The following is a 13,950-nucleotide window of genomic DNA, read 5'->3' as shown; positions in this document are numbered from 1 at the left end:
CTGCCCGGTGCCTTGGGAGCTTCGGCATGCGGCCTCTATGAAGGCGGTCCTCCTTGCGCTGTAGTGCTTCGAGGCGACCTCCTTGGCATCAGGACATCTCAGGACGAAAATTCACGGGCATGCAGCAGTCCGAATCTCAAGGGACCGCAGAATTTTCGGGATGTCCTTCAAAGTCCAGTCCGCCCGACCCCAAAGGCCTGCTCCCGGAACCGCATCTCCGTCGCACAACCCCCGCGGATGACCTCCGCCGCTCAGAGATGCTCGAACCGCAGCACGCCCATCACCCGGCTTTCATTGCCGTCCGAGGGGTGATGAACTCCGTCATTCACCTGAACTTCGGCAAAATCGAACGGGCTGATTCCCAGACAGGCGGCATTCACACCGAATTGATCCGGGTTGGAACGCCTTTTATGATGCGTGTAGATCCCGCAGTTTCCGCAGAAATGGTGCTCCGCGACCCCGGTGTTGAACCGGTAAGTGCGCAGCACCTCCACGCCTTCCAGAAGGGTGAAATCCGCCAGCCGGGCCGAGAGGGTTACCGCGCCGCGCATCGCGCAAAGGGAACAATCGCAGCGTCTGGCCGCACCCAGCCCTCCCTCGAGCCGCACCCTGAAACGCACCTTGCCACAGTGGCAGGCGCCCTCCAGCCGTTCGTCGTTCTGTTCCATGTCCTGCCCCTTTTCCGCCCCGAGAATGCGACAAAGCTGTCGCCCGTCTGCGCCAAGGTCAACCGCCTGTGCTGCCTTGCCCCTTGACCTTCGCGGAGGGCCAGCCGAAACAACCGCCATGGCAAGCGGCATCCTCTCCATTGATCTCGACGCGATCGCCGCGAACTGGCGGGCGCTCGATCAGGCATCCTCCCCCCAAACCCAGACCGGCGCGGTCGTGAAGGCCGATGCCTACGGGCTCGGCGCCGACCGTGTCGCGCGAACCCTCGCACGTGCCGGGGCGCGGCGGTTCTTCGTCGCGATGACGGAAGAAGGCGCGCGGGTGCGGCAGGCGCTCGGCCCTGGTCCGCAGGTCTGCGTGCTCGGCGGCCATATGGAGGGCGACACCCGGCTTATCGCGGAAGCCGAACTGACACCGATGCTGAATTCGCTCGACCAGCTCACCCGGCATTTCGAGGCGCTGCCCGGCCATCCCTTCGGCATCCAGCTTGACACCGGCATGAACCGGCTCGGTCTGGAACCCGGTGAATGGGCGGCCGTCGCCAGCCTCGCCGTGGCGCAGGGGCCGGATTTCGTCATGTCGCACCTCTCCTGCGCGGATGAGCCGGATCACCCGATGAACCGCGCGCAGCTCGACAGTTTCCGCCGCATGACGGATGGCACCGGCCTGCCCCGGTCGCTGGCCGCGACGGGCGGCATCCTGCTCGGCCCCGACTACCACTTCGAACTCACCCGTCCCGGCATCGGTCTCTATGGCGGCCTGCCCTTCACGGAGGCCAACCAGACGGTCCGTCTCTCGCTGCCCGTGGTGCAGATCCGCGCGGTGGAGCCGGGGGAAATCGTGGGGTACTCCGCCACGTGGCAGGCGGCAGCACCGACTCTCATCGCCACCGTCGCCGCGGGTTACGCCGACGGGTTGAGCCGGAGGCTGTCGGGTCAGGGAACGCTCTGGGCAGGCGACGTCCCCTGCCCGCTCATCGGGCGTGTCTCCATGGATCTCATCACCGCCGACGTGTCGCATCTGGACGAGATGCCCGGTTATCTCGACATCCTCGGCCCAAGCCAGACACCCGACCAGCTGGCAGAAGTCATCGGCACCATCGGCTATGAGGTGCTGACCTCGCTTGGCCCCCGCTATCGCCGGACCTACAGGGAGACGCGCTGATGATCCTGCTCTCTCCGCTCGCCGCCCTGGGACGGATGGTGCTGTCGCTGCTGACCTCCATCGGGCAGGTCGCGATCTATGCGGGCCAGACGGTGAGCCATATGTTCCGCCCGCCGTTCTACTTCCGCGAATTCGCCCAGCAACTCCTCGCCATCGGCTATCTCAGCCTGCCCGTCGTCGGGTTGACGGCGCTGTTCACGGGCGGCGCTCTGGCCCTGCAGATCTATGCGGGCGGCTCGCGGTTCAATGCCTCCTCGGTCGTTCCCTCCATCGTCGCCATCGGCATGACGCGGGAACTCGGCCCGGTTCTGGGCGGGCTGATGGTGGCGGCGCGGGTCGCCTCCTCCATCGCGGCGGAGATCGGCACGATGAAGGTGACGGAGCAGATCGATGCGCTGACGACGCTGTCCACCAATCCGATGAAATACCTGACCGTTCCACGTGTGCTCGCCGCCACGATATCCGTGCCGGTGCTGGTGGGAATTGGCGACATCATCGGGATCATGGGCGGCTATCTGGTCGGGGTGACCCGGCTGGGCTTCAACGGCGCGACCTATCTGCACAACACATGGAACTTCCTTGAGGGTTGGGACATCGGCTCCGGTCTTGTCAAAGGCGCGGTGTTCGGCTTCCTGATCGCGGTGGTCGGCTGCTACTACGGCATGAATTCCGGCCGGGGCGCACAGGGCGTGGGCGGGGCGACCAAATCCGCCGTGGTCGCCGCCTCCATCCTGATCCTCGCCTCCAACTATGTTCTGACGGAGTTCTTCTTCGCCTCATGACCGACATGATCGAGATCACCGAGCTGAAGAAATCCTTCGGGCCGAAGCATGTTCTGCGCGGGGTGAACCTCTCTGTCCCGAAGGGCAAGAGCATGGTCATCATCGGCGGATCGGGTACGGGCAAGTCGGTACTGCTGAAATGCGTGCTTGGCCTCGTCACGCCCGATAGCGGCGATATCAAGGTGGATGGCCATGACGTGACGGAGGGGGATCGCGATGCCTTCCTCGCCCGGTTCGGCATGCTGTTCCAGGGTGGCGCGCTGTTCGACAGCCTGACGGTCTGGCAGAACGTCGCCTTTCGCCTGCTGCGCGGCTCGCTGAAACGCCCCAAGGCCGAAGCACGCGAAATCGCCATCGAGAAACTCCGCCGTGTCGGCCTGAAGCCGGAGACTGCGGACCTGTTCCCGGCCGAGCTTTCTGGCGGCATGCAGAAGCGCGTGGGCCTTGCCCGCGCCATCGCCGCGGAGCCGGAGATCATCTTCTTCGATGAGCCCACCACAGGGCTCGATCCGATCATGTCCGGCGTCATCAACGATCTGATCCGCGAGATCGTGACCGAGATGGGCGCGACCGCCATGACAATCACGCATGACATGACCAGCGTCCGCGCCATCGCCGACAGGGTCGCCATGTTGCACGACGGGCTGATCCGCTGGACCGGACCGGTTGAGCAGATGGACGCGGCGGACGACCCCTATCTGCAGCAATTCATCCACGGTCGCGCGGATGGACCCATCGAATCCGTCCGCTGACACCGCATTCGCGACTTTGACGCAGGGTGTCACGTTGCCCCGCCGCTCCAAAGCGCCTACATTGCTTCGATAGCGCGTCTTGCGCCTGTCCGGGGGGAGGGCTCATGCCGGATTTCTGCCACAACCCCATGTTCGCCAAACCGACAAGCCGCCACGGAAGCCCAGCGTCATGCGGGGCCTGTCCGTGAACGCGACCCCCGCCTCCGACAAGGAGATGCTGGCGCGCGGCGCTCTCGACCTGATGGGGAGCGGTCTGCCGGGGTTTGCGCTTGGCATTCTGGGGGCCTCGCCGGATTGCATCAAGCTCATCGACCTTGAGGGACGCGTGTCCTTCATGAGCGAGAATGGCATGTGCGCCATGGAGATCGAGGACTTCGGCACGGTGGCCGGGTTGCGGTGGACCAGTCTGTGGCCGCTGGAAGCCAAGGAGACGCTGGAAACCGCACTGACCGCCGCCCGGGACGGCAAGCTCACGGAGTTCGAGGCCTTTTGTCCCACCGCCAAGGGAACACCGCGGTGGTGGTCCGTCACCGTGACACCGGTTCGCAACCAGATGGGGGAAGTTCATCTGATCCTCGCCTCGTCCCGCGATGTGACCGAGACCGTCAACGCGCGCCGGATGCTGGAGGAACAGGCGGCGACGCTGGCGCGCGAGGTCGCGGAAAAGGACACCGCGCTCGCACGGCAGAAGGTTCTGCTGGCCGAGATCGACCACCGGGTGAAAAACAGCTTCGCCGCCGTCATCGGATTGCTGAACCTTCAGGCCCGGAGCCATACCGACCCCGCCTTGCGCGAAGCCGTGGCACAGGCCGCAAGCCGGATCGCCACCCTCGCCCGCGTTCACGACCAGCTCTATCGCGATCCGGAATCCGACCATCTTCCCCTTGCGGCCTTTGCCTCCGGCCTGCTGGCCGATCTGGACCGGGCGCTGACCGGAACGGTGCGGGCGGACATCCTTGTGCCGAAGGAGATGCTTCTTTCCGTCAATGCCGCGACCGCGCTCGGACAGGTCATGGCGGAACTGGTGGGCAACGCGATCAAGCATGCCGGAAGGGAATGCCTGCCGATTGTCGAAGTCACCCTCGCGGCAAAGGGGGAGGGGCGGCTGCTTCTCTCCGTTTCGGACAATGGGCCCGGTCTCCCGCCCGACTTCGACCCGGCCGCTCGTCATGGTCTGGGTATGCGCATCCTGTCGATCTACAGCGATCAGCTTGACGCCGATCTGACGTGCGGAAACACGCCGGAGGGTGGCGCCATGTTCCGGCTGGACTTTCCCGTCCGCTGAGAGCGGGGGCCCAGGAAATCCGGGCGGGCGCGCTAGATGCGCACGCGCTCCGGCCGGAAGCCCAGCCCGACCAGGCGGCCGGCAAGATGGCTCAATGCAGGCCACCGCCCGATGACTCGCAGGAATTTCGGGGGGCCGGAAGGTTTTTCCGGGGTGGCTGAGGCATTTTCCCCGGCAACCACGGGCCGCTTGCGGCGCATCATCAGTTGCAGCTTCTGCGTGGCGCGTGTCGGGAAACGGCGGCGACGCTCCACCCGTGCAAGATCATCCGGGCCCATTCGCCCGTCGCCAAGCGGGGCCGCAAGGATATTCGCCGCAGCGATCGCATCCTGCACGGCGAGGTTCACTCCGAACCCGCCGATCGGTGACATGGCATGGGCCGCATCCCCGATGCAGAGCAACCCCGGCCGCCACCAGCGTTCGAGCCTGTCCATACGAACGGACAGCAGATGCACCTGATCCCAGTCCCGGATTTCCTCGAACCGCTCGGGGGGAAGCGGGGCGAGAGCCGCGAGGCTTTCCCGGAACGCAGGCAGGCCGCGGGCCTTCAGGTCATCGTAGCTGCCCTTGCGGATCACGTATCCGCATTGCCAGTAATCCCCCCGGTCGATCAGGACGAGGCCCTGTTGCGGCCCGGCATGGCTCATGGTCAGGACGGGATCCCCCTCCCGCCGCGAAAGCCGCAGCCAGAGCACATCCACCTGACTGCCGAAATCAGTGACGGGAAGCGCCGCGTCGCGCCGCGTGACGGAATTCCGCCCATCGGCGCCGATAACCAGATCGGCCGGCAGCTCGCGCTCCACACCCCCCTCCCGGATGCGGATCCCCCGGATTTGGCCCTCGGATTGAACAAGGCCCAAGACTTCCACCCCCATCATCAGGCGGAAACCGGGAAATGCCGCCGCACGGCGGGCGAGGAAGTCGAGAAAGTCCCATTGCGGCATGAAGGCGATGAACCGGCAGCGAGCGGGAATACGGGAGAAGTCGGCGATCTTCGTTTGCACGCCTCCGATCTCTGCCTGAAGCACGGGTGCCTTCTGATGCGGGATCTTCAGGAAATCTTCGAGCAGGCCCAGATCGGCGAAAGCTTCCAGCGTGGAAGGATGGATCGTGTCGCCGCGGAAATCATGCAGAAAGTCGGGATGCTTCTCCACCACGGTCACCGGAAGACCGGCGCGGGCCAGCAGATAGCCCAGCATCATGCCCGCCGGACCTGCTCCCACGATCACACAGCTTTGCGGGGCCATGGTGCTCCTCCTTCAGTCGGATCTCTGGCGGATCTCCGGGATCATCGCCGATCTCCACTGCGACCGAAAGGGCTCTCCCCGGAATACGGCATCCCGATGGGCCGAAAAGAAAGAGTTCACGTGGGGTGCCGCCCGCCGCTGTTCCTCACAGCCGCAAACTCGGCGCGGCCCTCATCATGGCTATCGGCGAAGGTGGCAACCGTAACTGGCTCGGGCAGGTCCGGAAAATGATAGAGGGCGTTCACACCGACGGGTCCGCCGCCGGTGTGCCCGATGGCTCTGCCGACAGACCCCATCCTTCCGGTCATGAGGCCAAGGCCATATCCGCAGTCCGTCCAGGGGCGTCCTTCAAGCGCGCCGCCAAGCGACACAGGGGTCAGCATCTGCCGAAACGATGCTTCGTTCAGAAGCTGCCCGGTAAAGAGAGCATGCAACACCAGTGTCGCTTCCCGTGCAGTCCCGATGAGACAGCCGTGATAGACCCAGCCCGGATGGTAGCGCTGCGCCCCTTTCCAGTGCACATGTGAAAATTGCTCCCGGGTCGTCGCGAGGGCAAGAGTTTTGAGCCCAAGCCGCCCAGCGATCATGCTCTCCACGACATCGGGGAAAGCGGATCCGGCAGCTTCCTCGATACGCTCACGCGCAAGCATGTAGCCGACATTCGAATAGCGCCAGCCTCCGCCCGGCGGGAACAGCATGCCCTGCCTCATCGTTTCCCGGAGCAGATCGTCACGCGCCCACGGCTCCTCATTGTTCCGCACGGCTTGATGATAGGCAGGAAGCGTGCCGTAGTCGGGCAGGCCAGCGGTATGGTTCAGAAGCTGGCGCAGGGTAAAAGGCTGCCCCGGGAGAGCTTTGTCCAGATCGACCCTGCCCCTTTCCGCCAGTATGAGGGCGCAGATCGCGATGACGGTCTTCGTGAAGCTCCAATAGGGAAACAGACGTGAGCCGCCGGTGTCTGCCGACTCGGCTCCGCGAAGCAGAAGGGTGCTGGAGAACAGGAGACCGTGCTGCATCATCCTCTCACCCTACCATGCTGCTGAAAAAGTTCAGAAGCGTCATATCCATGCTCTGGAAAATCGGAAAATCAGCCCGGAATGGTCCGAAATACGTGGATTTTCGGGAAAATCCGTCAGAGAGCGGGCAATTTCCGCCCAACGCAGACCTGAAGGTCTTTTTCAGCAGCCTGCTAAGGTGCTCTCGCCGGTCAGCAATCGCCTGCCAGCAATCCGTGGACCCTCCGGGGTTGCAGGCCACCCGTTTCCTGCAAACGAGGATTCGCCATGCCACGCGGACTTCGGTGATTGCGGATGACCGCAGAGATTGCAGATCCTGGAGAGACAGGCGGCAATCAATGGAAATCCCGGCTCGGGAACAGGCGTTTGGTCTGCTCCCGCGGGTGCCGGGCGGTCGGGCGGGGTGGACGGACGGGCCGGGGCGCGCTGTCGGCGGGAGCGGCAGGTTCGCCCACCACCGCTTCGAGCGGATGGCCGAGTTCCGTGAGCCGGTGGGAGAGATCCTCCAGCTGTTCCGCGATCACGTGCACGACCGCTCCCTCCCGCTCCACCCGCCCCGTCACGCGGATGAGCCGGCCACCCATCACGACACGGCGGAACCGCTCGAAAGTCCGCTTCCACACCACGATGTTGGAAACGCCGGTTTCATCCTCCAGCGTCAGGAAGATCACGCCGGACGCGGTGGCAGGCCGCTGCCGGGTGATGACAAGACCGCAGACCGACACCCATCGGAGCGGCGTTCCCACCAAATCCCCATGTGGTGTCACCCCCTGAAGCGCGGGGCGAAGGAGGGCCACGGGATGCGTACGCAGGGTAAGGCGGGTGGCCACGTAATCCTCGACCACCTCCTCCCCCTCATGCATGGCGGGCAGGATCACCTGCGGCTCCCGGTGCCCCTCGCCATCCAGCGGGTCGGCAAAGAGCGGCAGCGGCTCGGGCGCGCGGATGGCCCGCACCGCCCAGAGCGCATCCCGCCGGTTCAGGCCCATGCCGGTGAAGGCATCGGCCTCCGCCAGCCGCTCCAGCACGGCAGGGGCGATCCGGGCGCGGAGCCACAGGCTCTCCGGATCGGGATAACCGTTGCCGCGGGCGGAGGCGATGGTTTCCGCATCTGCCCTGCGGAAGCCCTTGATCTGCCGGAAGCCCAGCCGCAGGGCAAAGCTTCCGTCGGGCCGCTTCTGCAGCCGGTTGTCCCATGTGCTGTGGTTTACGCAGACGGGCCGCACCTCCACCCCGTGTTCCCGTGCGTCGCGCACTAGTTGCGCGGGCGCATAGAACCCCATGGGCTGGCTGTTCAGCAGCGCACAGGTGAAGATGGCGGGATAACGGCATTTCAGCCAGGCCGACACATAGGTGAGCATGGCAAAGGCCGCGGCATGGCTTTCGGGAAAGCCGTAATCCGCGAAGCCTTCGATCTGGCTGAAGCAGCGTTCCGCCACCTCCCGGTCATAGCCGTTCTTCTCCATCCCGGTGACGAACCGCTCCCGGTGCTCAGCGATCGTGCCCATGCGACGGAAGGAGGCGAGCGAGCGGCGGAGCTTGTCAGCCTCCTCCGCCGAATAGCCCGCACCGACCATGGCGATCCGAAGCGCCTGTTCCTGAAACAACGGCACACCCAGCGTCTTCGCCGTCACTTCCGCCAGATCGGGGCCGAAGGGCTCTGCCGCTTCCAGCCCCATGCGACGGCGGATATAGGGTTTCACCATGCCGCCCTGAATCGGACCGGGCCGGACAATGGCCACTTCGATCACCAGATCGTAGAATGTCCTGGGTTTCATCCGGGGCAGGAAGTTCATCTGCGCGCGGCTCTCCACCTGAAAGACGCCGACCGCATCGGCGCGCTGGAGCATTCCGTAAGTCTTGCCATCCTCCTGCGGCACGCTGCCCAGCGTATGGGAAATGTTCTCATGATCGGAGAGCAGCTTGAACGCCTTGCGGATGCAGGTGAGCATTCCGAGACTCAGCACATCGACCTTCAGGATGCGGAGAGCGTCGATATCGTCCTTGTCCCATTCGATGCAGGTGCGATCCGGCATCGCGGCGTTTTCGATGGCGCAAAGCTCATCGAGCCGCCCGCGGGTGATGACGAAACCACCCACGTGCTGCGACAGATGGCGGGGGAAGCCGATGATCTCCCGGATCAGCCCGATGGTGAGCATGAGCCGCCTGTCGGACGGGTTCAGCCCCACCTCACGCATCCGCTCTGCTCCGGCGCCTTCGTTGGACGTGCCCCAGATCTGGCCGGAGAGGGCGGCGGTCACGTCCTGCGACAGCCCCATCACCTTGCCCACTTCGCGGATCGCGGCGCGGGTACGGAAATGGATCACCGTGGCGCAGAGCGCCGCACGGGCGCGAGAGTATTTATCATAGATCCACTGGATCACTTCCTCCCGCCGCTCATGCTCGAAATCGACGTCGATATCCGGGGGTTCCTTGCGGTGACGGGAGATGAAACGCTCAAAGACCATACCGATCATCTTCGGGCTGACATCGGTGATCCCGAGCGCCCAGCAGATGATGGAATTCGCGGCCGACCCCCGCCCCTGGCACAGAATGTCCTTCGACCGCGCCCAACGCACGATGTCCTGAACTGTAAGAAAATACGCGGCATATTCGAGCTCTGCGACCACCGCGAGCTCCTTGTCCAGCAGGGCGAGGTAGTCCTCTGGAACCCCTTCCGGGCAGCGGCGGGCCAGCCCTTCCCGCGCCAGCCGTTCCAGCCGGGTCTGCGGAACCTCCCCGCAGTCGCTTTCATCGGGATAGTCCTGCGCGAGTTCCTTCAGGTCGAAATGGCAGCGGGCCGCGATCTCCAGCGTGCGGTGGAGCGCCTCGGGATAGCGACGGTAAAGCCGCGCCACATCGGCAGCCCCTTTCAGCCGGCGCTCCGCATTGGGGAGCGCGCGGGTGCCGATCCTGTCAATGGTCAATCCCTCCCGCAGGCAGGTCAGCACATCTGCGAGCGGCCGCCGCCGCCCGTGATGCATGAGCACATCCCCCGCCGCCACCATCGGCGCACCGGACTGCTCCGCAAGACGGGCACAACTGTCGAACCACTGCTGGTCCGACCCATCATATCGCGGCACGGCACCGACATGGACAAACCCCGGAAAGCGCCTGTGGAGACGCGAGAGGATGGGCAGGCTTTCCTCCTCCTCCCGGGGCAGGGCAATGAGGATCATCCCCGCCGCTCCCGCCTCCAGATCGGCGAGGCGCAAATCACATTTCCCCTTCACCGTGCGGCCCTTCCCAAGGGTGAGAAGCCGGGTCAGCCGCCCATAGGCCGCCCGGTCCACCGGCAGGGCTACCCATTCCACCGGGCAGTCGGTCAGCACCAGCCGCGCGCCCACGATCAGCTTCGGCAAAGCGGACAGAACCCGATGGCGGAGCGGGGGCTGATGTCCGACATCCTGCCGGGAGCAGGTATCCACCAGCCTGTCCGATCGCACGGCCAGGGCCTTCTCAGCCTCCTCCCGCAGATTGCGGAGGGCGGTCCAGGCGCGCACGACCCCGGCCAGAGAGTTGCGATCGGTGACGGCGAGAGCCTCCAGTCCCAGTTCCGCGGCCCGTAGAACCATCTCTTCGGGATGGGAGGCACCGGTCAGGAAGGTGAAATTCGTCATGGCACAAAGTTCGGCGTAACGCGGGGTTCCGGTCTCCCGAAGAGACGGCTCCCCCACCTTCGGGCCGGGGGACAAGGGTGCGGCCGTGTTGCCTTGGCCCGGTGAAGACGCGTGGTCTGTCAGGCCGGAAGGTTCGACCCCCTGCTGCGGAAGCCTTCGGGGCCCGGGGTGCTTCCCGCGCTTCAACCCGTGCCGGACAGTCGGACCCCCCCTCATGTCGGGCCCACCATCATGTCAGGCCCGCCGTTATGTCAGGCCCGCCGTCATATCGGGACTGCGGACGTCGTTCAGGGCCGGTCTCCCTGATCGCAGGCATCCTGCAGGCACGGGATCTGGCAGCACATCCCCGGGGGGAGGTCACCGCCAGATAGCTGCCTTCGCTGTCATCCGCCACGGGACCGCCTGCGACAGGGGATGGCCCCCCGCAATGTACCGGAAGGCCGGGTATCCGGTGGGGAAAGATCGTCCCGCGCGGCGTCATGGAAAAATCCCCTGAACGAACCATCCGGGTGCCTGTGGGGTATGGAACAACCACAGGCGACGGCCCTCACGGGTTTCCACCCGCCAGTAGTCCCGGACGCCTGAGCGCCAGTTCTCATCTTCCACCCACCATTCCGGCGCAATCCGTTCCGGCCCGGTGGCCCGCCCCGTCGTCAGGCGGAGGCCGCGCCAGCGAAAGGTTTCCGGTGGCGTGGAGCCGCTCGCAAGGATCGGCTCCGGCGGGAACAGGATCAGCGGACGGGGGCGGGGCGGCTCCGGCCATGGCTCCTGCATCGGCGGCGCCTCGGTAAAGGGTACGAGCGAAAAACTCCGCTCCGGGATATGGCTGTCAACCGGACGGAAGCACAGGATGTTCTCCAGGCCGATCCGCGCGCCGATGCGGGTCACCAGCGCGTTCAGCCGGTCCGTCGCCGCCGTTCTCTCTCCCATTTGCTGCAGGGGCAGCGGCTCGACCAGCGTCGCCTCCAGCCGTAGCTGATCGATACCGAACCCGGCATCCACGCCCTCCACCCCCCGGGTGAACAGGGGCTGAATGCGCTCTGCATCCCGCATGGCAGCGGCAAGCCGGAGATCCACATGCGCCGCGTTTCCATCCACTCGCCGGAGTGTCAGCCGCAGCTCCCGCGCACCGGCTTCCTGCCCGCGCAGCTTGTCGCACAACCGGTCCAGCAGGCGGCAAAGCCCCGCCATCACGTCCTCAGTCCTGCCGATCGGCTCCGGCAGGGTCAGGCGCACACCGAAATGGGGAGGCTCGGCCAAGGGGTTGACCGCTTCCGGCTGTTGCCCGAGTGCGCGGTCCAGCAGATCCAGGAGTTCCGGACCGAAACGCCGGGCCAGTGGCGCACGGGGCGCCCCGGCCAGTGCGCCGATCCGCCCCAGCCCCAGCCGCTGAAGCGACACGGAATGCTCCTCACTGATCCGCAGCGCCGCAACCGGCAGATCCGCCAAAGCCGCAAGGGTATTGCCGGGAGCCGCAAGCCCTTCACCATAATGCGCCAGCGCCCAGGCCGCCCCGCGCGTATCTGCCAGCCCCATCCGCAGGTCGAACCCAGTCCCGCACAACCGCTCCCGCATATCGGACAACAACCGGCCCTCCCCCCCGGCAAGATGCGCGGAACCGGTGATGTCGAGCACCAGGCCGTCTGGTTCTTCCAAGCCAACCCAAGGGCAATAACGCAGCGCCCAGCGAAGAAGGGCACGGAGCAAACGGCGCTCACCCGCCCGGTCAGCACGCGTGCTCACCAGTGGAGGACAAAAGGCTCTCGCATCCGCCAATGTCATGCCGCGCGATAGCCCCGCGCGCTCTGCCGCGGGATTGAGGCACTGAATGAAATCGGTGTTGTTGAGCCGCTGGGAAACGACGAACGGCCCCTCCACCGGGCAATAGCGGAGCGCCCGGTCAGTCGCCAGCCGGGGAAACCATATCGAGACGATGCGCCTTTGCATCCCATCGAACATGCCACGCCCCAGTTGTTCCCTTTTTGTTCTTAATAAGCTCCCACCTCATGAGAGTCGAGTCCACAGGAGTGCCAGAGGCGGACATCCTCAACATTGGTCCAGAAGGAGCGGGATCGAATACCGGGCCGCAATGCCAGCGCGTCTCCGCCGCATTGCTGCCCATACCTTCCGGGATCAGACACAGACCCGTTGCTTCCCCCGCCTGCGCCGCGAGTTGCAACCGCCGCCCCTCACGCAGGTTGAGCGGCCGCGTGATCTCAACCACCACCATGGGTATGACCCCATCCTTCAACGCCTCCTCTGCGATGGCCAGGGTTTCCACCTGATCGTCACCACGGGCCAGCAGAAGGCGCCGCGGATCAATAAGCGTCCGCAAACCTTCAGGCGTCACCTGGGCGGGGGTCCATGCCTCCCGCGCCCAAAGGACCGGCCGCTTCCCCAGAGCGCCCAGAACAGCGCCAAAAGCCGCCGAAAGCGGCCCGAAGGCTTCATGCACGCGACCACTGCGCAGGGGTATGGGAAGAGGTGATGACATCTTCCCACCTATAACGCCTGCGCCCGAAAGGCACATGGTCGGAATGTCAGGCTCATATCCTTCCGTGTCCCCCCACTGCTTCAGCGTAGCGATCACGGAATAACTCACCCATAGGAGGCGGGATCAGGCAAATGTAGTGGCCACGTCAGTCAGGCCCATGACCTTTCAGCGCGTTGGGATTGAGACACAGTCGAGATGAATGACAACCCCGCGACGCAATCTTGCGGGCGTTTCAAGAGCCGAGACCGAGAGGGCACAAATTCAGCACTTGGCTTACGACCGACCACAAGAAGCTGGTCGACGCCATTATTGCGGGCGTTCCGGCGGAGCAGGTCAAGGAGCGGATGATCGAACTGGACGGCCGGCGGAAGGATCTGGAGCGCCAGCTATCGACCTCCCCTGCCCCGGATCCGATCCGCATCCATCCCGGCATTGCCAAGACCTATCGCACCCGGATCGGCCAGCTGATCGCGGGCCTGTCAGAGGCGGAGCGCATGGGCGAGGCGAAGGAGGCACTGTGGGGCTGCCGATGATCGGCAACATCAGCAACGTGAAGATCTACGTCTGGACGCGCCCGATCGATTTCCGGGAGGGAATGGACGGACTTATCGGGCGCCCCCACCGCTCGATGAGCGCCGTCAACTCTCGCGCGACGCGGTGCCCCGGACTCTAGCATCAGATGGAAGAACCATCGGGGGGCAGAGCAGACGCGATTCCCTTTCAGTGGCCTGCGGGCGACCGGTGCATGAGATGGGCGGAGCGGCAGCCAAGCGCAAAGAGCCTCGCGAGACGCGGGGCGTGATTATGCAGCGCTTACGCTCTCTTTGTATTTCTTATGGTTTCTGCGAATGCGGAAGGCCCCGCTGGTGGCGGGGCTGCATGTATTGTTGACTTTATGGATTTGGTTGCGGGGACAGGATT

At 65.0% G+C, this 13,950-nt stretch carries 11 protein-coding genes; 5 read left to right on the top strand and 6 right to left on the bottom strand.

All coding sequences use genetic code 11. The features are described 5' to 3' along the window. Positions 1-251: 251 nt before the first annotated feature. Entirely contained in the window at positions 252-668 is a 417-nt protein-coding gene (locus CDV49_RS15975; RefSeq protein ID WP_088216409.1) for a GFA family protein, read from the bottom strand. 118 nt (positions 669-786) lie between these two features. On the opposite strand from CDV49_RS15975, the gene alr reads away from it, so the two are divergent. The 4 genes from alr (at position 787) to CDV49_RS15955 (ending at position 4,652) form a co-directional block, all read left to right on the top strand. Next, positions 787-1,833, top strand: coding sequence for an alanine racemase (alr, locus tag CDV49_RS15970; RefSeq protein ID WP_088216408.1), 1,047 nt, complete (start codon positions 787-789; stop codon positions 1,831-1,833). Then, positions 1,833-2,615 carry an MlaE family ABC transporter permease gene (locus CDV49_RS15965; protein ID WP_088216407.1) on the top strand — a complete coding sequence of 261 codons (783 nt, stop codon included), beginning with the start codon at positions 1,833-1,835 and terminating at the stop codon, positions 2,613-2,615. The genes alr and CDV49_RS15965 overlap by 1 nt, the downstream gene beginning before the upstream one ends. Then, on the top strand, positions 2,612-3,367 hold the full coding sequence (locus CDV49_RS15960) for an ABC transporter ATP-binding protein (protein WP_373447809.1): 756 nt from the start codon (positions 2,612-2,614) through the stop codon (positions 3,365-3,367). Before CDV49_RS15965 ends, CDV49_RS15960 begins: the two co-directional genes overlap by 4 nt. Positions 3,368-3,536: 169 nt before the next feature. After that, positions 3,537-4,652, top strand: coding sequence for a sensor histidine kinase (locus CDV49_RS15955; protein ID WP_088216406.1), 1,116 nt, complete (start codon positions 3,537-3,539; stop codon positions 4,650-4,652). A 32-nt stretch (positions 4,653-4,684) separates the two neighbouring features. On the opposite strand, the gene CDV49_RS15950 is transcribed toward CDV49_RS15955, so the two are convergent. The 5 genes from CDV49_RS15950 to CDV49_RS15930 all read right to left on the bottom strand — a co-directional run bounded on the left by CDV49_RS15950 (position 4,685) and on the right by CDV49_RS15930 (position 13,029). Next, positions 4,685-5,899, bottom strand: coding sequence for an FAD-dependent oxidoreductase (locus tag CDV49_RS15950; protein ID WP_088216405.1), 1,215 nt, complete (start codon positions 5,897-5,899; stop codon positions 4,685-4,687). Between the two features lie 116 nt (positions 5,900-6,015). Further along, positions 6,016-6,915 carry a serine hydrolase domain-containing protein gene (locus CDV49_RS15945; protein ID WP_088216404.1) on the bottom strand — a complete coding sequence of 300 codons (900 nt, stop codon included), beginning with the start codon at positions 6,913-6,915 and terminating at the stop codon, positions 6,016-6,018. A gap of 335 nt (positions 6,916-7,250) precedes the next feature. After that, on the bottom strand, positions 7,251-10,535 hold the full coding sequence (locus CDV49_RS15940) for an error-prone DNA polymerase (protein ID WP_373447808.1): 3,285 nt from the start codon (positions 10,533-10,535) through the stop codon (positions 7,251-7,253). A gap of 477 nt (positions 10,536-11,012) precedes the next feature. Beyond that, positions 11,013-12,494 (bottom strand): Y-family DNA polymerase, encoded by a 1,482-nt coding sequence (locus CDV49_RS15935; RefSeq protein ID WP_088216402.1) that lies wholly within the window; start codon positions 12,492-12,494, stop codon positions 11,013-11,015. Continuing rightward, the gene (locus CDV49_RS15930) at positions 12,436-13,029 is read right to left on the bottom strand and encodes an ImuA family protein (protein ID WP_088216436.1); all 594 of its coding nucleotides are present in this window, start codon (positions 13,027-13,029) and stop codon (positions 12,436-12,438) included. Before CDV49_RS15930 ends, CDV49_RS15935 begins: the two co-directional genes overlap by 59 nt. Positions 13,030-13,373: 344 nt before the next feature. Between CDV49_RS15930 and CDV49_RS15925 the strand changes: the two genes are divergently transcribed. Continuing rightward, positions 13,374-13,562, top strand: a complete 189-nt coding sequence (locus tag CDV49_RS15925) for a hypothetical protein (RefSeq protein ID WP_088216401.1) — start codon at positions 13,374-13,376, stop codon at positions 13,560-13,562. The last annotated feature ends 388 nt before the right edge of the window (positions 13,563-13,950 follow it).

Source organism: Haematobacter genomosp. 1 (assembly GCF_002196855.1).
Taxonomy (GTDB): Bacteria; Pseudomonadota; Alphaproteobacteria; order Rhodobacterales; family Rhodobacteraceae; genus Haematobacter.
This window is presented reverse-complemented; position numbering and strand designations above follow the sequence as displayed.